The organism is Streptomyces eurythermus, from assembly GCF_014649115.1.
Classification (GTDB): Bacteria; Actinomycetota; Actinomycetes; order Streptomycetales; family Streptomycetaceae; genus Streptomyces; species Streptomyces eurythermus.
This window is the reverse complement of the sequence record NZ_BMSK01000008.1, coordinates 148,041-171,046: the sequence shown is the minus strand read 5'-3', so window position 1 is coordinate 171,046 and position 23,006 is coordinate 148,041. Positions and strand designations below refer to the sequence as shown.

Sequence of the window (23,006 nt, the reverse complement as noted above, 5' to 3'; positions counted from 1 at the left end):
CCGGGTGAGGCATGGAGGTGCCCGTGAGATTGCCCTCGGAGGCATTCCACTCATGTCAGTCGAGTTGAACCACACCATCGTCCACGCCCGGGACAACCGGGAGTCCGCCGAGTTCCTGGCCCACATCCTGGATCTGGAGACCGGGCCCGAGTGGGGCCCGTTCGTCCCCGTCGCCACCGGCAACGGGGTGACCCTGGACTTCGCCACGATCCCGGCGGAGTCGATCGTCCCACAGCACTACGCCTTCCTCGTCTCCGAGGAGGAGTTCGACGCGGCCTTCGCCCGCATCCGGGCGGCCGGGATCACCTACTGGGCCGATCCGCACGGCAAGCGGCCGGGCGAGATCAACCACCACCATGGCGGCCGGGGCGTGTACTTCATGGACCCCGCCGGACACGGCATGGAGATCATCACGCGCCCGTACGACAGCCACACCTGACCGGCGCGACCCGCGGGTGAGGGCGGGCCGGGGGTGATCGGCCCCCGGCCCGCCTGCGGCACACTGGGCGGGTGAACGAGTTCTCCCTGGTCGACCAGGCCCCCGCCCCCGAGTGGTACGGACGGCTGCGGGTGCGGGCCGCCGGCCTCTCCCCCGCCGACTGGCTCACCGGACACGGGCAGGGGGCGTTCGGCACGGTGGCGGGCGTCGCCGCGCCGGGCTTCGCGGCCTATGCGCGGATCCTGCATCCGGCCCGGCTCGACGAGCGGCCGGTGCGCTGGTCGGAGGTGGCCGCCGCCCACGGGACGCGGGTGACGCCCGGCAGCCGCTGGCACGAGGTCGTCGGGGCGGACCAGGACCACCTCGACCGATCCGACCCCGGCCTGCCCGGCGTGTGGGACGAACACCCCGCCGAGGGGCCGACGCCGCCCGAGGTCGCCGAGGCGCTGCTGCCCGCGCTGGCCCGGCACACCGGCACGCCCGAGCGGTGCTGGTTCGGGCTCTGGCACGGGTACGGCCGCTGGGACTGGGACCGGTTCCCGACCTTCGGGACGCCGGGCCGGGAGGAGGTCCTGCTGACCGGCCGGCTGGCCGACGCCGTCTCCCCGGTGTCGCTGGAGGAGTTCGCCGAGCTGCCGGACCTGTGGTGGCCGCAGGACCGGGCCTGGGTGCTGGGCGGTGACGTGGATCTGGTCAGCACCTACGTCGGCGGCTCGGCGGAGCTGATCGCGGAGCTGCTGGCCGCGGCGGACCTGGAGACGCTTCCCGTCTCCCCGGACGATCCGGTCGGCTGACCCCCGGCCTCGCAACGTTTCGTTGTCAACTTCGAATGATGCGAGGGGTGTTGACGACACCGTAGCCCCTCCTATCATCACGGACATCCGGGGTTCCGACCGTTGTTCGTGATGTCGAACAGTCGCCACCGCGGTACTGACAGGTCCATGCCATAGCACCCGCAACGATCGTCCGTACGAGGAGAACCATGAAACGTCCCCCGTGGTCAGGCAGGCGCCTGGTCGCCCTGATGGGCGCGTTCGCCGCCGCCACCCTCGCGGTGACCGGAACGGCCGACGCCCGGCCCGCCCCCGCGCAGGCAGACACCCTCGGCGCCCAGGCCGCCCAGTCCGGGCGATACTTCGGCGCCGCGGTGGCCGCCGGAAGGCTCGGTGACGGCACCTACAGCACGATCCTGGACCGGGAGTTCAACTCGGTCACCCCCGAGAACGAGATGAAGTGGGACGCCACCGAACGCACCCGGGGCTCCTTCACCTTCACCGCCGCCGACCAGATCGTCGGCCATGCCGTCGCGCACGGGCAGCGGGTGCGGGGCCACACCCTGGTCTGGCACTCCCAACTGCCCGGCTGGGTCGGCTCGATCACCGACGCCACCACGCTGCGCACCGTGATGCGCGATCACATCACCACCGAGGCGACCCACTTCAAGGGCAAGATCTACGCCTGGGACGTGGTGAACGAGGCGTTCGCCGACGGTGGCAGCGGGGCGCGCCGGGCCTCCGTCTTCCAGAACGTCCTCGGTGACGGCTACATCGAGGACGCCTTCCGCACCGCCCGCACGGCCGACCCCGCGGCCAAGCTCTGCTACAACGACTACAACATCGAGAACTGGTCGGACGCCAAGACCCAGGCCGTCTACCGCATGGTGCGCGACTTCAAGTCCCGTGGCGTGCCCATCGACTGCGTCGGCTTCCAGAGCCACTTCGGCACCTCCGGCCCGCCGTCGAGCTTCCGGAACACGCTGGCGAACTTCGCCGCCCTCGGCGTGGACGTGCAGATCACCGAGCTGGACATCGCGCAGGCACCGGCCACCGCGTACGCGAACACCGTCAAGGCGTGCAAGAGCGTCGCCCGCTGTACCGGCATCACCGTGTGGGGCATCCGCGACAGCGACTCCTGGCGCAGCGGCGAGAACCCGCTGCTGTTCGACAGCGCGGGCAACAAGAAGGCCGCGTACGGCGCGGCGCTGTCGGCGCTCGGCGGCACGGCCGCGGCCCCGGACCCGGCCCCGCACAAGGGGCTGCCGTCGAGCTTCAGCTGGTCCTCCAGCAAGCAGCTGATCGCGCCCAAGTCCGACGCGACGCACGACATCGCCGGGATCAAGGACCCGACCGTCGTCCGCTACAAGGGCAAGTACCACGTGTTCGCGAGCGTGGCCAGCGCCTCCGGCTACAACCTCGTCTACCTGAGCTTCAAGGACTGGTCGCAGGCGGGCTCGGCCACCCACCACTACCTGGACCGCACGGCCATCGGCAGCGGCTACCGGGCGGCGCCCCAGGTGTTCTACTACGCGCCGCAGAAGCTGTGGTACCTGGTCTACCAGACGGGCAACGCGTCGTACTCCACCAACAAGGACATCTCCGACCCCGACGGCTGGAGCGCGCCGCGCGACTTCTACCCCGACATGCCCGACATCATCAAGCAGAACATCGGCAACGGCTACTGGGTCGACATGTGGGTGATCTGCGACAGCGCCGACTGCTACCTGTTCTCCTCCGACGACAACGGGCACCTCTACCGCTCGCAGACCACCGTCGGCCAGTTCCCGAACGGGTTCACCAACACCGTCATCGCCGCCCAGGACCCCGACCGGTACGCGCTGTTCGAGGCGAGCAACATCTACAAGGTGAAGGGCAGCGACCGGTATCTGATGCTGGTGGAGGCGATCGGCTCCGACGGGCGGCGCTACTTCCGCTCCTGGACCTCCTCCAGCCTGGCCGGCTCCTGGTCCCCGCTGGCCGATTCCGAGAGCAATCCGTTCGCCCGGGCGAGCAACGTGACCTTCCCGTCGGGTGCCTGGACGAAGGACATCAGTCACGGCGAGATGATCCGCGCCGGTTACGACCAGACGCTGACCATCCCCGCGTGCAAGCTCCAGTACCTGTACCAGGGCATGGACCCGGGCGCGAGCGGTGACTACAACAGCCTGCCGTGGCGGCTCGGCCTGCTCACCCAGACCAAGTCCCACTGCTGAGACAACTGGAAGCGGGACGCCGTACCGGACGGCGTCCCGCTGTGCCCGAACCGGCGTACCCCGGCTACGGGTTGACGACACCGCCGCCGAAGGTCACCACGAGGCGGCCGTCGGAGGCGAAGGACCAGCCGAGGGCGCCCGCGTACGAGGAGCAGCGGGAGCCGTTGGAGCCGGCCCAGAACTGATTGGAGCCGTCGGCGCTGCCGACCGTCTTGTCGTTGGAGCCGCTGCCGGCGAAGCGGCAGGAGGTGTTGTCCCGGAACACCGACGTGCCCTTGTCGAACGAGAAGTTGCGCTCGGCGTTGTCCACGCCGACGTTGCCGGAGATGGTCATGGTGCCCGGGTTGCTGTTGTAGGTGAACCCGTGGTGGCCGTTCTTGTAGGCGATGCTGTGCCGGACGACGTGGTCGACGGGGATGTCGTCGCCGCCGAGCTTGTAGCCGTTGCGGTCGCCGTTGGTGTTGACGGTGCCGTCGCTCAGCGTGCCGTTGCCGTAGGAGAGGGAGTACTCGATGGTCACCGGGCCGATGGCGCCGGTGTCCGTCTTGGTGTAGAGGTCCCAGCCGTCGTCGATGTTGTGGTGGGAGACGTCGTAGCGGAAGACGTTCCCGGTGCCGGTGGTCAGCTTGGCGGCGAAGCCGTCGGCGTCCTCGCCGTCGGAGTCGGCGTTGTCGTGCGACTCGGAGCTGACGATCAGGTTGTTCGCCGGCCACTGGGAGCTGGGGGTGCTGGAGGCGATCCGGCCGAGCTGGAGCCCGGTGTCCCGGTTGTAGGCGGTCACCACCCGCTCGACGACATTGTTGCTGCCGCCGACGTAGATCCCGTTGTCACCGGCGTGCTGGACCGTGAGGCCGTACAGCCGCCAGTAGTCGGCGAACAGCTGGATGCCCCGGTTGGACGGGCTCTCGGTCTGCGCCGAGAAGTCCAGGACCGGCTTCTCGCCCGGGTAGGCGGACAGGGTGGTGCGGGCGGCCGAGGTGCCGTCGCTGCCGTCCGGGATGGTGACCGTGGCGGACTGGCGGTAGGTCCCGCCGCGCAGGTAGATCGTGCCGCCGGGGGTGATCCGGCTGATGGCCGAGGTGAGCGTCGTCGGGGCCGACTCGGTGCCGGCCGCGCCGTCGGTGCCGGCCGGTGACACGTAGAGCACCGTGCCCGTCGCCGCCGTGGCCACGTCGGCGTCGAGGTGGTCGAGGTTGGGCAGGCCGTCGGCCGTGGTCGGGGTGAGGCGTACGGTGTTGGCGCCCGCCTTGACCGGAACGGTGAGCGTCTTGGTCGTCCAGCTGTCCCAGGCGCCGGTGGTCTCGAAGCCGGCGGTGGTGGCCGTGGTGCCGTTGACGGCGACGGTCGCGGGCCGGGCGGCGGCCGAGCCGTTGGCGAAGCGGATGTTCAGGGTCGCGGTTCCGGCGCTCGCCGCGTTCACGGTGAACTGGGCGTAGGCGCTCGAGGTGTTGGTGGCGTTGCAGAATCCGCTGCCGGAGTAGCCGGTCCAGTCGGAGTCGATGGTCCCGGTGCAGACCGCGGGTGCGTTCTCGGCCTCGTACCGGGTGGTCACGGCCTGGGCCGTGGTGCCGGTCAGCGCGACGAGCGCACCGGTCAGCAGCCCGGCGCACACGATGGCTGGTCTTGTTCGCATCGGTTTGTCTCCCTGCGGGTCGACTCGACTGTGCGGGTGCGAGTGGTCCAGAGAGGTGAACGCGGCGGCCGGTCATGGCATGGTGGACAGTGACCGGAAAGCGCTTTCTCTCTGGACCTTCCCGACGGTAGGGAGAAGTCATGCACACGTCAACAGCCGTGTACATGATTCATATTCAGGATGGTGAATCACGGGGGTCGGCTACTCGCCCGGGGCGAGGGTGCGGGCGACGATGGCCGCCGCCTCCGCGATCAGCGCCTGGTCCACCGGGGCGTCGGGGGCGCTCTTGTCCGACAGGACGGCCAGCACCACGGGGGTCCCCCGGGTCGTCCAGGCCACGCCGATGTCGTTGGCGGTGGCGTAGTCCCCGGTCCCGGTCTTGTCCGCCACCACCCAGGCGGGCGGCAGCCCCTTGCGGAACCGCTCCTCGCTGGTGGTGTTGCCCTTCAGCCAGCCGGTGAACCGCTCCCGGTCGGCCCTGCGCAGGGCCCGGCCCAGGGTGAGGCGCTCCAGGCTCCCGGCGATCGCCTCGGGTGTCGTGGTGTCCCGCACGTCCCCGGGGATCGCGGTGTTCAGCTCCGGCTCCCACCGGTCGAGCCGGCTCACCGTGTCGCCGAGCGACCGGAGGAAACGAGTGAGTCCCGCCGGGCCGCCGAGCTCCCGGAGCAGCAGATTGCCCGCCGCGTTGTCGCTGTACTGGATCGCCGCCGCGCACAGGCCGGCCACGGTCATGCCGTTCGCCAGGTTCTCCTCGGTGCGCGGGGAGTTGGGCAGGATGTCACGCGGCGGGTAGTGCACCACCCGGTCCAGCGGAGCGCGGTCGCCGTGGTCGCGCAGCACCGCCGCCGCGGCGAACGCCTTGAACGTCGAACACATCGCGAACCGCTCCCCCGCCCGGTGGGCCAGGGTCCGCCCGGTGCGGACGTTGCGCGCGTACACGCCGAGCCGGGCGCCGTGGCGCCGCTCCAGCTCGGCCAGCTCGGCCGCTCCGGCCCCGTCGGCGTGCGCGGCGGTGTCCGGGGCGGCGGACGCGGCGGGCGCGGAGACCACCGTGGCGGCCGTCGCGGCGCCGGTGAGGGCGAGACCGGCCCGCAGCAGGCGGCGGCGCGGCAGCGGGCCGGGGCCGGTGACGGGCGCGGTCGTACTGGTCAAGGGCGTACTGGGCGTGGTCGTACTGGAGATGGGCGTACTGGTCATGGGCGTATTCCTCCCGGACGTACGTCGTTTCGGTGCCGGTCTTCGACGGGGACAGCGAAGCAGGGCGGGGGCACTCATGTCCAAGAGGAAACTTTGAACTTCTCATGCCTTATTGATATGAGTGCCGGGTGGATCTACTGGCACACCTGGAGGCGTACGTGGCGACGGCCGAGGAGGCGGGCTTCTCCCGAGCGGCCGATCGGCTCGGCATCGCCCAGCCGTTGCTCAGCCGCCGCGTCAAGACGCTGGAGGAGTACTTCGGCGGCCCCCTGTTCGACCGGTCCCGGCGGCAGATCGAGACCACGGAGCTGGGGGTGCTGCTGCTCCCCTACGCGCGGGACGTGCTGGACCGGGCGCAGCGGCTGCGGCAGGTCGCCCGCTCGGCCCGGCGCTCGCGGGTGCGCGCCGTCGGTGTCCCCGCGGACTGCGCCCCGGCCGCGCTGGCCCGGGCCCTGCGCGCCGGCACCGAGCACGGGGTCACCCTCGGCATACGGGAACTGCCGCCGCCGGAGCGGGAATCGGGGCTGGCGGACGGTTCGCTCGGGTACGCGCTGGTGCGTACCGCGCCGGAACAGGCCGCGTTCCAGGTGCCCTTGGGGCTGGCGTCCGCGCCGGTGCCGGACGGTACGGCCACGCGGCGCACGCTGCACCTGGAGGAGCTGCGGCCGCGCCGCGGCCGGGGCGCCGGACGTGCCGCTCCCCCGCCCCTGTTGCTGCTGACGGAGGATCAAGTGCCGTACTTCGAGGACCGTTTGGCGCGGGCCGCCGCCCGGGCGGGGCTGCCCGAGGAGCGGATCCGGCCGGCCGGACCGGCGGCGACCGCGCTCGCCGAGACCCTGGCCGGGCACGCGCTGCTGCTGTGCGCCGAACCGTTCGCCCGGCAGCACGGCGCCCACTGGACACCGCTGGCCGATCACGCCCTGCACCGGGGCTACGACGTGCGTGCCGCCCCGGGCCGGGACGGCACGGCGGCCGCACCGGACTGGCTGGCCGCGCTGCTCGCCTCGGCGGTGGGCGCCGTGCCCCACCGGGGCGGACCGGGGCCGGCGGCCGGGCGCGAGGACGCCCCCGCCCGGCTGGCGGCACGCGGATGAGCGCGGCGCACCACCCGGTGTACACCGGCGGCGACGCGGCCCTGTCGGCCGTCGCCGAGGCCATCGCCGAGGACTGGGCGGCGGTGGGCGTCCGCGGCTCCTTCCTCGCCCGCAACCTCGACACCGGGGAGCAGTTGGGTTTCGACGCGGACGAGCCGGTGCCGCTGGCGTCGGTGGCCAAGGTCCCGCTCGCCCTGGTCGTGCTGGACCGGATCGCGGCCGGGGAGCTGGACGCGGCCCGCCCGGTGACGGTGGATCCCCGTACCAGCAGCGTCGGCCCCACCGGGCTCGCCGCCTTCCGGCACCCGGCCACGGTGGCCGTCGGCGATCTGCTCCTGCTGATGCTGTCGGTGAGCGACAACGCCGCCGCGGACGCCCTGTTCGACCTGGTGCCGGCGGCGGAGACCGACGCGCGGCTGCGTGCCTGGGGGTGCGAGGGGATCCGGGTGCGGCACCGGATGAACCACCTGTACGAGTGCGCGGCCGGCGCCGCCGGGAACGACTTCTCCCTCGCCCTGGAGCTGGCCGTCCGGGACGAGGGGACGGGCCGGCACACCATCGAGACCCTGGACCCGGCGCACGCCAACGCGGGCACGGCCGCGGCGCTGGTCGGCCTGCTCCAGCGGGTGTGGCGCGACGAGATCTCCACTCCTTCCACGACGGCCGAGCTGCGCCGGCTGATGGGACACCAGGTCTTCACGCAGCGGCTGGCGGGTGAACTGCGCGCGGACACGCTGCGGTGGAGCGGCAAGACCGGCACGTTCCTGCATCTGCGGCACGAGATCGGGGTCGTCGAGGCGGACTCCGGGGACCGGGTGGCGATGGCGGCGCTCACCCGCGCGACCCGCCGCGCGGGACTGGCACCGGACATCGACCAGGCGATCGGGGCGGCGGGCCGGGACGCGTTCGAGGCCCTGCGGAGCTAGCCGGTCCGGGTCGCCCGGCGCAGCGTCGCCCGGCACAGCACGGTCGCTCGGCACAGCACGGTCGCTCGGCACAGCACGGTCGCTCAGGACAGCAGGCGCTGTTCCTTCGCCACCGCCACCGCGCCCGCCCGGGTGTCCACGCCGAGCTTGTCGTAGATGCGCCGCAGATGGGTCTTGACGGTGGCCTCGCTGATGTAGAGGGCGCGGGCGATGGCGTGGTTGGACAGGCCCCGGGAGAGGTGGGCGAGGATGTCCCGTTCCCGGGGGGTGAGGGCGGGGCGGGGGTTGCGCAGGCGGGACATCACGCGGTCGGCGACCGGGGGCGAGAGCGCCGGGCGGCCCTGGGCCGCCGCGTGGATCGCCGTGAACAGGTCCTCCGCGCGCTCGGCCTTCAGCAGATAGCCGGTGGCGCCGGCCTCGACGGCACGCGTGACGTCGGCGTCGGTGTCGTACGTGGTGAGGACCAGGACGTGCGGGGCGACCGGCTCGGCGCGCAGCCGGCGGGTGGTCTCGACTCCGTCGATGCCCTCGCCCAGTTGCAGGTCCATCAGGACGACGTCCGGGGCGGTCTTGCGGGCGAGGGCGAGCGCCTCCTCGCCGCTGCCCGCCTCGCCGACGACCTCGATGTCCGGGGCGCTGTGCAGCAGCGCCAGCAGTCCGGCGCGGACGACGGCGTGGTCGTCGCAGACGAGGATGCGCACCGGTGTCCGGGCGTCCGTCGCGGGGGTGTGGGTCATCTCGGCTCCAACGGGATCGCCGCCGACAGGGCCGTGCCCTCGCCCGGTGCCGACTCGATGGTGAGGGTGCCGCCCAGCTGGCGCAGGCGGGCACGGATGGCGGGCAGTCCGTGGCCGCGCTCCCCGGCGGCGGACGCGGGGCCGGCGGCGGGGGTGTGCGGGTCGAAGCCGCGCCCGTCGTCGGTGACGTCCAGCACGATCTGGTCGTCCAGGCAGGTCAGGGTGAGGGCGGCGGTGGTGGCCCCCGCGTGTTCGCGGACGTTGGCGAGGGCGCCCTGGGCGATGCGCAGCAGGGCGGACTCCACGGGCGCGGGCAGCGGGTCGGGCGGGCTGCCCTCGGTGTGCACGCGGACGGTGAGGCCGGGTGTCGTCTCGCGCTCGGCGACGGCGTGCAGGGCCCGGAGCAGGCCGCCGCCCTCGGCGAGGTCGGCCGGGGTCAGGTCGTGGACGAAGCGGCGGGCCTCGGCGAGGCTGCGCTCGGCGATGTCCGCCGCCGTGCGGACGTGGTCGCGGGCCGTGCCGGGGGCGCTGTCCCACAGGCGGTCGGCCGCCTGGAGCAGCATGCGCTGGCTGGACAGGCCCTGGGCGAGGGTGTCGTGGATCTCCCGGGCGAGCCGTTCGCGTTCGGCGAGGGTGCCCTCGCGGCGCTCGGTGGCGGCCAGTTCGCGCCGGGTGCGGACCAGGTCCGCGATCAGGGCGTCCCGGCGGGCCGCCTGGCGCTGCATGACGACGAACACGGTGGTGGCCACGGCGGCCACAGCGGGCGGGGCCAGCAGCACGTTCGGGTCGGCCCAGCCCGCCAGGCTGAGCTGCGCGGCCACCGCGAGCGCGGTCAGCAGCGCCACCAGGGGGATCGCGGCGCGCGGCGGGAGCGTGCGCAGACCGGTGTAGAAGAGCGGGACCGCGCACCAGGCGAAGCTCGGGGCCAGGACGACGAGCAGCGCCCAGGCCGCCACGACCAGACCGAGCCAGGCCAGCCGGCGCGGTGTGGGGCGGGTGCCGAGGGCGGGGCCGAGGACGTAGAGCACCGCCAGCAGCACGGACAGGGCGATCACCCAGGGGGTGTGCGGTCCCCCGGCGTGCCGGGCCAGGTAGCGGGCGACGGAAGCGGACAGCAGCACGAAGAACGCGGTGTGCATGACGACGGTGAGGGCGCGGGTGTCGTCGCGCTCGGGTGCGGCCACCCCTGACACCTCCCTCGGCTCCGCGCTGAACTGGGCAAACACCCTCCATTGTGCCCAGGTACGGGGGCCGCGGGGTCATCCGATCGGATGACCCCCCAGGCGACCGGTCCACCGACGGGACGCGGCCCGGTCCGGCAGCAGGATCGGTTCCGGGAAGCGATTCCGCCTCCCGCCCAGGATCTACCGAGAGGTTCCTCAGCATGCCCAGTCGCAAGAAGCCGTCCCGCCGTTCCCGCGTCCTGGTGGGCGGTGCCGCCCTGGCCGTCGTCGGGGCCGGTGTCGCCGGCACGGTCGCCGCCAACGCCGCCGACTCCACCGAGGCCACGCCCGCCGCGGCCCCGGTGGCGGCGCGCGGCGGTGAGCTGACCCAGAGCACGCACCTGTCCGTGGACGCGGCCACCAAGGCGGCGCGCGCCGCGCTGGAGGCGGCCGAGAAGGACGGCCGGCAGGTGTCCGTGGCCGTCGTCGACCGCAACGGCAACACCGTGGTCACCCTGCGCGGGGACGGCGCGGGCCCGCAGTCGTACGAGTCCGCGGAGCGCAAGGCGTACACCGCGGTCTCCTGGAACGCGCCGACCTCGGAGCTGGCCAAGCGGCTGGCGCAGGCACCGAACCTGAAGGACATCCCGGGCACGCTGTTCCTCGCGGGCGGCGCGCCGGTGACCGCCAAGGGCGCCCCGGTCGCGGGCATCGGCGTCGCGGGCGCCCCGTCGGGCGACCTGGACGAGCGGTACGCCCAGGCGGGCGCGGCGGTCCTCGGCCGCTGACCCGCCCCGGCGCGCGCCGGCACGGAAAACGTCCGGGTCCACCCCGAGGGGTGGACCCGGACGCGCCGTTCAGCGGACCGGAACGGCCGGACCGGTCGCACGTAAGTGACCGGAACGGCCGGACGGGGCCGGTCAGACCAGGTCGAAGCGGTCCGCGTTCATGACCTTGTCCCACGCGGCGACGAAGTCCTTCACGAACTTCTCCTTGGCGTCGTCGCTCGCGTACACCTCGGCAAGGGCGCGCAGCTCGGAGTTGGAGCCGAAGACGAGGTCGGCGCGGCTGCCGGCCCACTTCACCTCGCCGGTGCTCGCGTCCCGGCCCTCGAAGGTGGTCTGGTCCTCCGAGGTCGCCTTCCACTGCGTGCCCAAGTCGAGCAGGTTGACGAAGAAGTCGTTGGTGAGGACACCGGGCGTCTTGGTGAGCACGCCGAGCTGCGACTGCTGGTAGGTGGCGCCGAGGACGCGCAGACCGCCGACGAGCACGGTCGTCTCGGGGGCGCTCAGGTTCAGCAGGTTGGCCCGGTCGAGCAGCAGGTACTCGGCGGGCAGGCGGTTGCCCTTGCCGAGGTAGTTGCGGAAGCCGTCCGCGGTCGGCTCCAGCGCCTCGAAGGACTCGGCGTCGGTGTGCTCCTCGCCGGCGTCCACCCGGCCCGGGGTGAAGGGCACCTCGATCTCGAAGCCGCCCTCCTTGGCGGCCTTCTCCACGGCGGCGGCACCGCCGAGGACGATGAGGTCGGCCAGGGAGACCTTCTTGGCGCCGGAGGAGGCGTTGAAGTCCTGCTGGATGCCCTCGAGGGTGCGCAGCACCTGGGCGAGCTGGTCGGGCTCGTTGACCTCCCAGCCGCGCTGCGGGGCGAGGCGGATGCGGGCACCGTTGGCACCGCCGCGCTTGTCGCTGGCGCGGAAGGTGGACGCGGACGCCCACGCGGTGGTGACCAGCTGGGACACGGACAGCCCCGAGTCGAGCAGCTTCGTCTTCAGGGCGGCGATGTCGGCGTCGTCGATCAGCTCGCCCTCGCGCTCGGGCAGCGGGTCCTGCCAGAGCAGGGTCTCCTCCGGGACCTCGGGGCCGAGGTACAGCGACTTCGGGCCCATGTCGCGGTGGGTGAGCTTGTACCAGGCGCGGGCGAAGGCGTCCGCGAATTCCTCCGGGTTCTCGTAGAACCGGCGGGAGATCGGCTCGTAGACCGGGTCGAAGCGCAGCGCCAGGTCGGTGGTGAGCATCCGCGGGCGGTGCTTCTTCTCCGGGTCGTGCGCGTCGGGGATGATCTCCGGGGCGTTCTTGGCCACCCACTGGTTGGCGCCGGCCGGGCTCTGCTCCAGCTCGTACTCGTACTCGAACAGGTTCTTGAAGAACCCGTTGCTCCACTGGGTCGGCGTGCTGGTCCAGGTGACCTCGAGACCGGAGGTGATGGCGTCCCCGCCCTTGCCGGTGCCGTAGGTGCTGCGCCAGCCGAGGCCCTGCTCCTCCAGGCCGGCGGCCTCCGGGTCCGGGCCGACGTTGTCGGCGGGGCCGGCACCGTGGGTCTTGCCGAAGGTGTGGCCGCCGGCGATCAGCGCGACGGTCTCCTCGTCGTTCATCGCCATGCGGCGGAACGTCTCACGGATGTCGCGGGCCGCGGCGACCGGGTCCGGGTTGCCGTTCGGGCCCTCGGGGTTGACGTAGATCAGGCCCATCTGGACGGCGCCGAGCGGGTTCTCCAGCTCGCGGTCGCCGGTGTAGCGCTTGTCGTCCAGCCAGGTGGTCTCCGGGCCCCAGTAGACGTCCTCCTCCGGCTCCCAGACGTCCTCGCGGCCGCCGCCGAAGCCGAAGGTCTTCAGACCCATCGTCTCCAGGGCGACGTTGCCGGTGAGGATCAGCAGGTCGGCCCAGGAGATGCTCTGGCCGTACTTCTTCTTGACCGGCCACAGCAGGCGGCGGGCCTTGTCCAGGTTGCCGTTGTCCGGCCAGCTGTTGAGCGGGGCGAAGCGCTGCTGGCCGGCGCCTGCGCCACCGCGGCCGTCGCTGATGCGGTAGGTGCCCGCGCTGTGCCAGGCCATGCGGATCATCAGCGGGCCGTAGTTGCCGAAGTCGGCGGGCCACCAGTCCTGGGACGTGGTGAGCACCTCGGCGATGTCCCGCTTCACGGCGGCGAGGTCCAGGGCCTGGAAGGCCTGCGCGTAGTCGAAGTCCTCGTCGAGCGGGTTGGCCACGTCGGGGTTCTTGGCGAGGATCTTCACATTGAGCCGCTCCGGCCACCACTGACGGTTGCCACCGCCCTGGGTCGGGTGCAGGGCCCGGTCGTGCGCGACGGGGCAGCCGCCGCTCCCCTCCGACTTCGCGTCTGTGACGATCGCGTCGTGGTTCTCAGTCATGGCAATCCTTCCGAACTGTGCGGAACTCGGTGCTCAGGAACTGCGGCCGGTGGAACAGGCGGGGCACAGGCCCCAGTACACGACCTCGGCCTCTTCGATGGCGAAGCCGTGGTCGTCGGAGGCGGTCAGGCAGGGCGCGTCGCCGACGGCACAGTCGACGTCCGCGACGGCCCCGCAGGACCGGCACACGATGTGGTGGTGGTTGTCGCCCACACGTCCCTCGTACCGGGCCGGGTGGCCGGCCGGCTCGATACGGCGCACCAGACCCGCCGCGGTCAGCGCGTGCAGGGCCTCGTAGACGGCTTGCAGGGAGATGTGGCCTACGCGATCACGGACACCCGAGGCGATCGCCTCGGCGCCGAGGTGGTCACCGTCCCGGACGGTCTCCAGCAGCGCGACGCGGGCTGCCGTCACGCGCAGGCCGGCACCGCGCAGCTCCTCGGCGGTGGTCGGTCTCGGGGAGGCGGACATGCCCCGAACCTATCGTCATAAACACGAGGGGTTCAAGAAAACGAAGGATGCAATTCTGGTCGCGTCCTGGTGGCGTCCGGCCGTCCTCGGGGCCCTGCGCGCACCGGTCGGGCGGGGGCCCCGGAGCGGGGGCGCGCACATGCCCGCATCATGCGGTTCCCGGCCGGCGGCAGCGGTGCGGCGAGCCGGGCGGTCCACCGGACGGGGGAACCGGAACCCGGACCGACCATACGAATGAATCACCATAAAGGGCACATAAGGCCGCTGTGGCGAGAAACCCGGGGTTCTGTCATCGAGGTGGCCGTCGAGAGGGACGCCGGTGGACCTGGACTCCGTCGCCGACGAGCTGTACGGGCTGCGGCCGGAGGAGTTCGTGGCAGCCCGTGACCGCCGCGCCCGGGATGCCCGCGAGGCCGGTGAGCAGGCCCTCGCGAAAGAGATCGGCGCGTTGCGGCGGCCGAGCCTGGCCGCCTGGGCGGGCAATCTGCTGGTGCGCCGGCGGCCGGAGGAGGTCGAGCCGCTGCTCGGCCTCGGCGAGGAGCTGCGCCGCGCGCACCGGGAACTGGACGGCACGCGGCTGCGCGAGCTGGCCCGGCGGCAGGGCGAGGTGATCGGCGCGCTGGGCCGGCAGGCCCGCAGGCTGGCCGAGCGGGAGGGGCATCCGGTGGGCGAAAGTGTCCAGCGCGAGGTCGAGGAGACCCTGCACGCCGTGCTCGCCGACCCGGAGGCGGCCCGCGCGTGGGCGGCGGGGCGGCTGGTGAAACCGCTGAGGTCCACGTTCGGGTTTCCGCAGGCGGACGTCCTGGAACCGCGCCCGAGCGGGGGGCCGCGGCGTGCCGCGGACGGCCGCCGGGAGAAAGGCGGTCACCGGGAGGAGCGCGGGGAACCTCGCCGGGAGAAGCCCGGGGACACGGCGGTGGAGCCCCATGGGGACGAGCTGGCCCGGCGGCGCCGGATCAAGGAGGCCCGCCGGGCGGCCCACGACGCCGAGGGAGACCTGCGCGACCGCGAGGCGGAAGCCCGGTCCGCCGACGCGGACGCGGAGACGGCCGGCGACCGGGTGGCCGAGACCGAGCGGCGCGTACGGGAGCTGCGCGCCGAGCTGCGCCGGGCGGAGCGGGAACGGCAACAGGCCCGTACCGACGAGCGGACGGCCCGGGAGCGGGCCCGGCGGGCCGGCCGTGCCGTGCGGGAGGCCCGGCACCGCGCCGGGACGGCCGCGGAACGGGTGGAACGGCTGGTCGCCGGCGAGCGCGACTGAGCGCCACGACGGACCGGCCCCGTGCCGGGAGAACGAGCGACAGGAGAGAGGCGGCCATGGCGAGACCGATCTGGACGGGGGTCCTGACCTTCGGGCTGGTGACCCTGCCCGTGGAGCTGTACACCGCCACCCAGGACCACACCGTGCACTTCCACCAGCTCCAGCGCGGCACCTCGGACCGGATCCGCAACAAGCGGGTCAACGAGCGCACCGGCAAGGAGGTCGGCGGCGACAGGATCGTCAAGGGGTACGAGCTGGACGAGGGCGAGTACGTGGTCGTGGAGCCGGAGGAGCTGGAGGAGATCGCGCCCGGCCGGTCGAAGGTGATCGACCTGGCCGGGTTCGTCGACCTCCACCGCGTGGAGCCCGTCTATTTCGACCGGACCTACTACGTCGGCCCGCGCGGCAAGGAGTACGCACAGGTCTACGAGCTGATGCGGGCGGCCCTCGACCGCTCGGACAAGGCCGGGATCGCCACGCTCACCATGCGCGGCAAGGAGTACCTGACCGCGCTGCGGGCCCAGCCGGACGTCCTCGTCCTGCACACCCTGCACTGGGCCGACGAGGTGCGCGACCCCGCCGATGTGGTGCCCGAGCTGCCGGAACGGCACGCGAAGGCGGACAGCAAGGAGCTGCGCACGGCCGAGCAGCTGATCGACGCCCTCAGCATCGACTGGGACCCGCACGACTACCGCGACACCTATGAGGAACGCGTCAAGAGGCTCGTCGCCGCCAAGCGCGAGGGCGAGGAGGTCGTCGGCGAACCGCAGCCGCCGGAGGCGACCAACGTCATCGACCTCATGGAGGCGCTGAGCCGCAGCGTGGAACAGAGCCGGTCCCGCGGCGGCACGGGCGGCAAGCAGGGCAGGAGGAGTGAGGGGAGCAAGGGGGGCGAGGCGGGCTCGGGCGGCAAGGAGGGCAAGCGCCGCGAGGGCGACGGCGGGCCCGCCGCCCGCCGGGAGCGGTCCGGCGAGCTGGCCTCCCTGTCGAAGGCAGAGCTGTACGAGCGGGCGAGCGCGGCGGACGTACCGGGCCGGTCGAAGATGACCCGCGAGCAGCTGATCGAGGCCCTGACCCGGGCGGGCGCCGCAGCCTGACCGGAGCGAACACCACGACCCGGCCCGGACAGGCACCGCAGCCTGACCCGAGCGGCACTCCGGCCCGACGCGGTCGAGCACCGCCACCCGACCCCAGCGGACACCACAGCCCGGCCCGGACAAGCACCGCCACCCGACCCGAGCGGACACCACGCCCGGCCCGGACGGGCGCCACAGCCCCGCCCGGGCGGGCATCGCCACCCGGCCCGGACGGGCGCTGCGGTCCGGCCGGGGCGCCCGTGCCCGGCCGGGCGTGGTGGACCGCGGACCGGTGTCGTCACTCGTGCGGGTGCACACCGTCCCGCCGTCCGTGGCGTCCATGGTGACGCGTCGTTCGGCAGCAGTGTGAAGTTTCCCGAGCTACGTGATGGACCGGGGGCGGACGGGCAACGAACCCCTTCATGCCCCACGCGATTCTCCTGCGGCAGGTGATGCGATGACCACGGCGACGACCCGGGCGCTGCGGACGCCGCCCGCCCGGACCGGCCAGACGGCCGCCGGGTCCCCCGCACCGCCCGTCCCGCCCTCCCTGCCGTCGCTCACCGGACTGCGCTGGATGGCGGCGCTGCTGGTGTTCGGACTGCACGTGCACAACTTCGGCTGGTTCGGCGGCACGGGTGGCCGCCTGATGTCCTGGGGCTTCGGCGCCGGCGCCACCGGAGTGTCGTTCTTCTTCGTCCTGTCGGGGTTCGTGCTGACCTGGTCGGCGCGGCCCCGCGACCGCGCGCCGGCCTTCTGGCGGCGGCGGATCGCCCGGGTCTACCCGGTGCACCTGGTCACCCTCGTCATGGCGCTGGTCATGGCGGGCACGCTGACGCACCGCCCGCTGCCGGCGCCGGACCAGGCCCTGGCCAACGCGCTGCTGGTGCACTCCTGGTGGCACCCGTGGTGGCAGACGCTGAACCCGGTGAGCTGGTCCCTGGCCTGCGAGGCGTTCTTCTACGCCGCCTTCCCCCTGCTGATCGGGCTGCTGCGCCGGCTCGGGCCGCGCGGCACGACCGCGCTGGGCGGGCTGTCGGTGGCCGCGGTGGTGCTGCTGGCCTGGACGGACGCCCACCACTGGTGGACGCACTCGGTCTACTCGTTCCCCGCCGCCCGGCTGCCCGAGTTCGTGCTCGGCGCCGTCACCGCGCGGCTGGTGCTGCTCGGCCGCTGGCGCGGGCCGGGGCTGGAGGCGTCGCTCGCACTGGCCGTCATCGGCTACTTCCTGGTCCCGCAGGTCACGCCCGGCTACTCGGCCACCGTGTGCACCCTCGCCGGGTTCGCGCTGCTCATCCCCGCGGCGGCGGTCGCCGACCTGCGCGGGCTGCCCTCCCTGTGGCGGAGCGGGCGGATGGTGCGGCTCGGGGAGCTGTCGTTCGCCTTCTACATGGTGCACCTGCTGGTGCTGCGGGCCGCGACGACCGTGCTGGGCACCAAGCCGCGCTTCGGCCCCTTCGCGGGGCTGGCGGTCAGCGCGACCGCGTTCGCCGTCTCGCTCGGGCTGTCCTGGGTGCTGTACGAGGCGGTGGAGCGCCCGGCCCGGCGCCTGCTGCTGCGCCGCCGCCGTCCGGCCACGCGGCGGGACCCGGTACCGGCCCGCCGTGAGGCCCCGACTCCGGCACCGGCACCGGCACGCGATTGACCACCCCTCGCTTTCCAGCCGATTCCTCCGGCTTCACTCGGCCGTCCGTTCCCCCTCTCCCCGGCCGCGCGTTCCCGCACGGCCCGCCCCGCCCGTACCGGCGTGTGTCGCACGCGCGGGTGACGTCGGCGGGGCCGAGGAGAGTCCGCGGGTTTCGGGGGTAGGCGGCTGACCGGCGCCGGCCCGGCGGACGCGCACCGCCGGGCCGGCGACAGCCGCACGCACCGAAGGAGCCGAGCCGTCGCACCCGGACATCAGCGCACGCCCCGCCGGGGCCCCGCCCGCTCGCCCGTCCGCCCCGCCGGGCCGACCGTCCCCGGCCTGGGCATCAGTTGCCCTGGTCACGAAGCCGGGAGCGGGTTTGGCCCGGCCGGACACCGGTCGCTACGGTGGGCGGTCGGCAATGATCGGCTTCGGAGAGCCGGCCCCCCGGCGCCCCTGGCTGTGCGAGAGGAGAGGATGACAGTGCCCGAGCAGGACGCGGCCGTATCGGCACCTCAGGTGGTGAGTTCCTTCCTGGAACAGCGGAAGGAACAGATCGCCCAGCGCTGGGCCGACACGCCCCTGTTCCGCTCGGTCTTCACCGTCTCCCGCGACGAGGCGGTGGAGGCGTGCAAGGCCGTGGTGGAAGCGCTTTCCGAGGTGGCCGTCAGCGGACGGCTGGAGGACGTGGGCTCGCCCGGCTTCGCGCCGGTGCGCGACCAGTTGGGGCGGATGACGCAGACCCGGGCCCGCACCGGGTCCACCGCCTCGCAGATCGCCGACGAGGTGGCCGGGCTGCGCGTGCCCGTGGTGGACCTGCTCCGCGAGGAGTTCACCGACCCCACGGCCCCGCCGGCCCAGGAGGCCGTGCTGGCGCTGACCATGCTGCTGGGCACGCTGCGGCTGGTGGTCATGGAGACGGCGCTGGACGCGAACGCGGAGCTGATCGAGCGGCAGCGGCAGCAGCTGCTCGAGGTGGCCACCCCCGTCATCAAGCTGTGGGAGGGCACGGTCGCCGTACCGCTGATCGGCACCCTGGACAGCGCCCGCAGCCAGGTGGTGATGGAGTCGCTGCTGGAGGCGATCGTGGACCAGCGGGCCCGGTACGCCATCCTCGACATCACCGGCGTACCGACCGTCGACTCGCTGGTGGCCCAGCACCTGATGAAGACGGTCGCCGCGGCCCGGCTGATGGGCGCCGAGTGCATCGTCTCCGGCATCCGCCCGGCCATCGCGCAGACCATCGTGCAGCTCGGCATCGACCTCGGTTCGGTGCTCACCCGGTCCTCGCTGTCCGACGCGCTGGCCTACGCGCTCGGCAAGCAGGGCATCGAGGTGTCCCGGGCGCACGCGAATGAGAGCATCCGGTGAACCAGCCCCTTTCCGGCCAGCCGGCCCAGGTGCCGGTGCTCGCCCTCGGCGACGTGCTGCTGGTCTCCCTGCAGGGCGAGCTGCACGACGGCATGGCCGAGCAGTTGCAGCAGGACATCACCCACCGCATCTCCACCGACCGGATGACCGGAGTGGTGATCGACATCTCGGGAGTGGACATGGTCGACTCCTTCCTCGGCCGGGTGCTCGCGGAGATCGCCTCCACGGCCGGGCTGCTGGCGGCACGTACGGTGCTGGCCGGGATGCGGCCCGCCGTGGCGATCACCCTGGTCGAGCTGGGGCTCACGCTGCCCGGCCTGGTCACCGCCCTGGACGTCGACCGTGCCATGGAACTGCTGAACCAGAGGGGGAGCTGATGCAGCCGTCCGGCCAGGTGTCCGCGACGAGCTTGCCCATCGGCTCGGACGCGGATCTGGCCTGGGTGCGGCAGCACGTGCGGCAGTGCGCGGCGGGGCTCGGCTTCGGCCTGGTGCAGCAGACCAAGCTGGTCACCGCGGCGAGCGAGCTGGCCCGTAACACGCTGGTGCACGGCGGTGGCGGGCGGGTGGAGATCACCCCGCTGGACAACGGGCGCAGCCGCGGCCTGCGAATGAGTTTCATCGACGAAGGTCCGGGCATCCGCGATCTGGAACTGGCCATGACCGACGGGTACACCTCCGGCGGCGGCCTCGGGCTGGGACTGAGCGGAGCGAAGCGGCTGGTGCACGAGTTCAGTGTCGACACCGAGCCCGGCCGGGGCACGACCGTCACGGCCGTGGCCTGGGTGGCTCAGGTGCCCGCGTCCCGCCCGGGGGTGTGATGGGCCGGGTGTGGGAGATCCCGGTGCACGACTCCACCCGGGTGCGGGACGCCCGGATGGCGGCCCGGGAGGCGTGCGACGACTCGGGGCTGGCCCCCGCGCGTACGGCGGCGGCGGAGCTGGTCGCCACCGAGCTGGCCACCAATCTGCTCAAGCACGCCGGCGGCGGCCTGATGGTGGTGAACCTGGTGGAGCCCCCGGACGGCGGCACGGGCCCGTCGGTCCAGCTGTACTCGCTGGACCACGGGCCGGGCATCGCCGACGTGGACGCCGCCCTGCGCGACGGCTACTCCACCGCCGACGGCTCGCTCGGCGCGGGCCTGGGCAGCTGCCGGCGCAGCGCCAACGCCTTCCACCTGTACAGCCGGCCCGGCCGGGGCACGGTCGCGGCGGCCCGGATCGACCCCGAGCCCGGCGAGCGCTGGGCGCCCCCGGCACGGCTGCCCGCGGGCGGGATCACGGTCTCCCTGGGCCAGGACCCGCAGTGCGGTGACGCCTGGGGCTGGGTGCGCTCCGGGCGGCTGCTGACGCTGCTGCTCGCGGACGGTCTCGGGCACGGACCGAAGGCCGCGCACGCCTCCGGCGCGGCCGTCGCGGAGCTGCGCCGCGCCGGGCATCTGCCGCCCGCGGACATCCTGCGCCGGCTGCACACGGCGCTGCGGCCCACCCGGGGTGCGGCGGTGACGGTGGCACAGGTGGACACCGACCGGGCGGAGCTCAGCTTCGCCGGGGTCGGCAATGTGAGCGCCCGGGTGCGCAGCGGGGAGTCCTGGACGTCCCTGGTGTCCCATCCGGGGATCGTCGGGGCGTACTTCCCGGCGCAGGTCCCGGTGCGCCGGCTGCCGTGGCACCAGGACAGCCTGCTCGTGGTGCACAGCGACGGGCTGCCCAGCCGGTGGACGCCCCCGGAGGACCCCGGGCTGCTCGCCCACGACCCGTCGGTGGTGGCCGCGGCGATCCTGCGCGACGCAGGCAGCCCCGCCCGCCCCGTTCGCGACGACACCAGCGTGGCCGTACTGGCCCCCGACCGCCGGACCACCGCCCCATGACAGCCGCCCGCGACACCTGGACCATCGCCTCCGCCGCCGACGCGGCCCGCGCCCGTGCCCGGCTGGCGCGGCTCCTCGCGGACGCCGGGGTGCCCGCGCTCGACCGCGCCCGTTTTCTCAGCGCGCTCGGGGTGCGGCTGCGGCGCGCCCTGGCCGCGGGCGGCTGCGAGCTGGCCGTGACCGCCGGCCCGGACGGCCGGCTGGGGATCGCCCTGGGCGGCCCGGAACCCTGGCGGCACACGCTCCTCCGCCCCGGCGCGGTGCCCGGCCCGCAGGACGCCCCGCTCGCCGAGGCGCTGCTGAGCGCCGACGAGGACACCGCGGCGGTGCTGACGAGCCTCACCGAGACGGAGGAGCTGCTGCGGCTGCACCGGGAGGAGCTGCACCAGACCAACCAGGGTGTGCTGGCGCTGCACGCCGAGCTGGAGGCGGCGGCGCTGGCCCAGCGCGACCTCCTGGACGCCGAGCGGGCGGCCCGCGCCGAGGCGGAGAACGCCCGTCGGCTGCTGACCTTCCTGACCGACGCCAGCGCGGTGCTGCACGCCTCCCTGGACCACGAGGACATCCTGCGCCGGCTGCCGGAGCTGCTGGTGCCGGAGTACGCCCGGCACGTCGACGTATGGCTGGTGGACGACGAGCGGACCCCGCCGGGCGACCGGGCGGCGGCCACGGTGACGGCGGCGCGCACCGGCCGTCCCCAGCACGCGGGCCCCCATCCCGGGGGGCTGCCCGGCGTGGACGACCTGCCGGCCTCGGCGCTCTCCCCCGACCGGCCGCTGCTGTGCCTGCCGCTGGGCGGGCGCACCGTGCAGGGGGTGCTGACGCTGGCCGCGCCGGGCGACCGCTTCGACCCGGACACCACCGTGATGCTGCTGGAGCTGGCCCGGCGGGCGGGCATCGCGCTGGAGAACGCCCGCCAGTACGAGCAGCACCGGGATGTCGCCGAGGCGCTGCAACGCGCGCAGCTGACGAAGCTGCCCACCGTGCCGGGCCTGGACCTGGCCGCGCGTTATCTGCCGGCGACGCACGGCCTGAACATCGGCGGCGACTGGTACGACGCCTTCTCCCAGCCGGACGGCAGTGTGCTGGCGGTGATAGGCGACGTCACCGGGCACGGGCTGCGGGCGGCGGTCATCATGGGCCAGTTGCGCACCGCGCTGCGCGCCTACGCCGTGGAGGGCAACGGCCCGGCGCGGATCCTCACGCTGCTGCACCGGATGCTCCGCCATCAGCAGCCGGAGCTGTACGCGACCTGTGCCATCGCCCGGTTCACGCCCGGGGAGCCGGAGGTGGTGTGGGCGGCCGCGGGGCATCCGCCGGCCGTCGCCCGCGGCCCCCAGGGCGAGGTACGGGTGCTGGACGCGAAGCCGGGGATCATGCTGGGGGTGCCGCTGCCGTACGAGTACGAGGAGCACACCGTCGAGCTGCCGGCCGGGTCCGTCCTCGCGCTGTACACGGACGGACTGGTGGAGCGGCGGACCGCCGGGATCGACGTGGGCATCGACCGGCTCGCCCGGGCCGTGCAGGTGCTCGGCGCGGCGGAGCTGGCGGAGCTGGACACGGCGGCGGACGCGCTGCTCAAACCGATGCTGCACGACTCCGAACACGACGACGACATCTGCCTGTTGCTGTGCCGCACCACCACTGGGTGAACGGCCGTGCGCCGGCCCCCGGTCGCGGGGGCCGGCGCACGGCGCGGGTCACTTGTTGACGCAGATGTTGCCGGCAGCCGGGTTCAGCAGGCCGATGATGTCGATGGTGTTGCCGCAGACGTTGGCCTGGAGGTTGATCGGCACCTGGATGACGTTGCCGGACAGGATGCCGGGGCTGTTGGCGGCGACGCCGACTGCGGACGCGCCGCCCCCGCCCCCGCCGTCGGAGGCGAAGGCGTTGGCCGTGCCGGCCAGGGCGAGGGCTGCGGTGATGACGGTCGTGGTGGCCAAGGAGCGAAGACGCATGTTCTGCCTCACAGGTTGACGTCGGGTCGCCTCCATCACACCCGGGGGACGT

21 protein-coding genes are annotated in these 23,006 nt (G+C 73.4%); 14 read left to right on the top strand and 7 right to left on the bottom strand.

The window, feature by feature from the left end; translation table 11 throughout:
• The first annotated feature begins 52 nt into the window (after window positions 1-52).
• The 3 genes from IE251_RS17040 (at window position 53) to IE251_RS17030 (ending at window position 3,428) form a co-directional block, all read left to right on the top strand.
• On the top strand, window positions 53-439 hold the full coding sequence (locus IE251_RS17040; protein WP_189753820.1) for a VOC family protein: 387 nt from the start codon (window positions 53-55) through the stop codon (window positions 437-439).
• A 71-nt stretch (window positions 440-510) separates the two neighbouring features.
• Window positions 511-1,233 carry a hypothetical protein gene (locus IE251_RS17035; protein ID WP_189753819.1) on the top strand — a complete coding sequence of 241 codons (723 nt, stop codon included), beginning with the start codon at window positions 511-513 and terminating at the stop codon, window positions 1,231-1,233.
• Window positions 1,234-1,421: 188 nt separating this feature from the next.
• Window positions 1,422-3,428, top strand: a complete 2,007-nt coding sequence (locus tag IE251_RS17030; RefSeq protein WP_189753818.1) for a glycoside hydrolase — start codon at window positions 1,422-1,424, stop codon at window positions 3,426-3,428.
• A 64-nt stretch (window positions 3,429-3,492) separates the two neighbouring features.
• Here IE251_RS17030 and IE251_RS17025 read toward each other — a convergent pair whose 3' ends face one another.
• Together IE251_RS17025 and bla are read right to left on the bottom strand one after the other, a co-directional pair.
• On the bottom strand, window positions 3,493-5,061 hold the full coding sequence (locus IE251_RS17025; protein ID WP_189753817.1) for a right-handed parallel beta-helix repeat-containing protein: 1,569 nt from the start codon (window positions 5,059-5,061) through the stop codon (window positions 3,493-3,495).
• Between the two features lie 201 nt (window positions 5,062-5,262).
• Window positions 5,263-6,258 carry a class A beta-lactamase gene (bla, locus tag IE251_RS17020; RefSeq protein ID WP_189753816.1) on the bottom strand — a complete coding sequence of 332 codons (996 nt, stop codon included), beginning with the start codon at window positions 6,256-6,258 and terminating at the stop codon, window positions 5,263-5,265.
• Window positions 6,259-6,386: 128 nt separating this feature from the next.
• On the opposite strand from bla, the gene IE251_RS17015 reads away from it, so the two are divergent.
• Window positions 6,387-7,352 (top strand): LysR family transcriptional regulator, encoded by a 966-nt coding sequence (locus tag IE251_RS17015; protein ID WP_189753815.1) that lies wholly within the window; start codon window positions 6,387-6,389, stop codon window positions 7,350-7,352.
• A complete protein-coding gene (locus IE251_RS17010; protein WP_189753814.1) occupies window positions 7,349-8,278 on the top strand; it encodes a serine hydrolase in 930 nt (309 codons plus the stop codon). Before IE251_RS17015 ends, IE251_RS17010 begins: the two co-directional genes overlap by 4 nt.
• A gap of 83 nt (window positions 8,279-8,361) precedes the next feature.
• Here IE251_RS17010 and IE251_RS17005 read toward each other — a convergent pair whose 3' ends face one another.
• Entirely contained in the window at window positions 8,362-9,015 is a 654-nt protein-coding gene (locus IE251_RS17005; protein WP_189753813.1) for a response regulator, read from the bottom strand.
• Window positions 9,012-10,154 (bottom strand): sensor histidine kinase, encoded by a 1,143-nt coding sequence (locus IE251_RS17000; protein WP_229896825.1) that lies wholly within the window; start codon window positions 10,152-10,154, stop codon window positions 9,012-9,014. The genes IE251_RS17005 and IE251_RS17000 overlap by 4 nt, the downstream gene beginning before the upstream one ends.
• A 245-nt stretch (window positions 10,155-10,399) precedes the next feature.
• Here IE251_RS17000 and IE251_RS16995 point away from each other — a divergent pair, with 245 nt between their 5' ends.
• Complete coding sequence (locus IE251_RS16995; RefSeq protein ID WP_189753811.1) at window positions 10,400-10,966, top strand: GlcG/HbpS family heme-binding protein; 567 nt, start codon at window positions 10,400-10,402, stop codon at window positions 10,964-10,966.
• Window positions 10,967-11,098: 132 nt separating this feature from the next.
• On the opposite strand, the gene katG is transcribed toward IE251_RS16995, so the two are convergent.
• Both katG and IE251_RS16985 read right to left on the bottom strand, forming a co-directional pair.
• On the bottom strand, window positions 11,099-13,321 hold the full coding sequence (gene katG / locus IE251_RS16990; RefSeq protein WP_189753810.1) for a catalase/peroxidase HPI: 2,223 nt from the start codon (window positions 13,319-13,321) through the stop codon (window positions 11,099-11,101).
• 33 nt (window positions 13,322-13,354) lie between these two features.
• Entirely contained in the window at window positions 13,355-13,792 is a 438-nt protein-coding gene (locus tag IE251_RS16985) for a Fur family transcriptional regulator (RefSeq protein WP_189753809.1), read from the bottom strand.
• Between the two features lie 319 nt (window positions 13,793-14,111).
• Here IE251_RS16985 and IE251_RS16980 point away from each other — a divergent pair, with 319 nt between their 5' ends.
• The 8 genes from IE251_RS16980 (at window position 14,112) to IE251_RS16945 (ending at window position 22,648) form a co-directional block, all read left to right on the top strand.
• Window positions 14,112-15,053, top strand: a complete 942-nt coding sequence (locus tag IE251_RS16980; RefSeq protein WP_189753808.1) for a hypothetical protein — start codon at window positions 14,112-14,114, stop codon at window positions 15,051-15,053.
• Window positions 15,054-15,109: 56 nt separating this feature from the next.
• Window positions 15,110-16,150 (top strand): non-homologous end joining protein Ku, encoded by a 1,041-nt coding sequence (gene ku / locus IE251_RS16975; RefSeq protein WP_189753807.1) that lies wholly within the window; start codon window positions 15,110-15,112, stop codon window positions 16,148-16,150.
• A 436-nt stretch (window positions 16,151-16,586) separates the two neighbouring features.
• Window positions 16,587-17,774, top strand: a complete 1,188-nt coding sequence (locus IE251_RS16970; RefSeq protein WP_189753806.1) for an acyltransferase family protein — start codon at window positions 16,587-16,589, stop codon at window positions 17,772-17,774.
• Between the two features lie 459 nt (window positions 17,775-18,233).
• The gene (locus IE251_RS16965) at window positions 18,234-19,127 is read left to right on the top strand and encodes an STAS domain-containing protein (protein WP_189753805.1); all 894 of its coding nucleotides are present in this window, start codon (window positions 18,234-18,236) and stop codon (window positions 19,125-19,127) included.
• Window positions 19,124-19,504, top strand: coding sequence for an STAS domain-containing protein (locus IE251_RS16960; RefSeq protein ID WP_189753804.1), 381 nt, complete (start codon window positions 19,124-19,126; stop codon window positions 19,502-19,504). The genes IE251_RS16965 and IE251_RS16960 overlap by 4 nt, the downstream gene beginning before the upstream one ends.
• Entirely contained in the window at window positions 19,504-19,947 is a 444-nt protein-coding gene (locus IE251_RS16955) for an anti-sigma regulatory factor (RefSeq protein ID WP_189753803.1), read from the top strand. Before IE251_RS16960 ends, IE251_RS16955 begins: the two co-directional genes overlap by 1 nt.
• Before the next feature lie 23 nt (window positions 19,948-19,970).
• Complete coding sequence (locus IE251_RS16950) at window positions 19,971-20,996, top strand: SpoIIE family protein phosphatase (protein WP_373302011.1); 1,026 nt, start codon at window positions 19,971-19,973, stop codon at window positions 20,994-20,996.
• On the top strand, window positions 20,993-22,648 hold the full coding sequence (locus IE251_RS16945) for a PP2C family protein-serine/threonine phosphatase (RefSeq protein ID WP_189753801.1): 1,656 nt from the start codon (window positions 20,993-20,995) through the stop codon (window positions 22,646-22,648). Before IE251_RS16950 ends, IE251_RS16945 begins: the two co-directional genes overlap by 4 nt.
• A gap of 48 nt (window positions 22,649-22,696) precedes the next feature.
• On the opposite strand, the gene IE251_RS16940 is transcribed toward IE251_RS16945, so the two are convergent.
• Window positions 22,697-22,954 carry a chaplin gene (locus tag IE251_RS16940; protein ID WP_189753800.1) on the bottom strand — a complete coding sequence of 86 codons (258 nt, stop codon included), beginning with the start codon at window positions 22,952-22,954 and terminating at the stop codon, window positions 22,697-22,699.
• Window positions 22,955-23,006 lie beyond the last annotated feature (52 nt).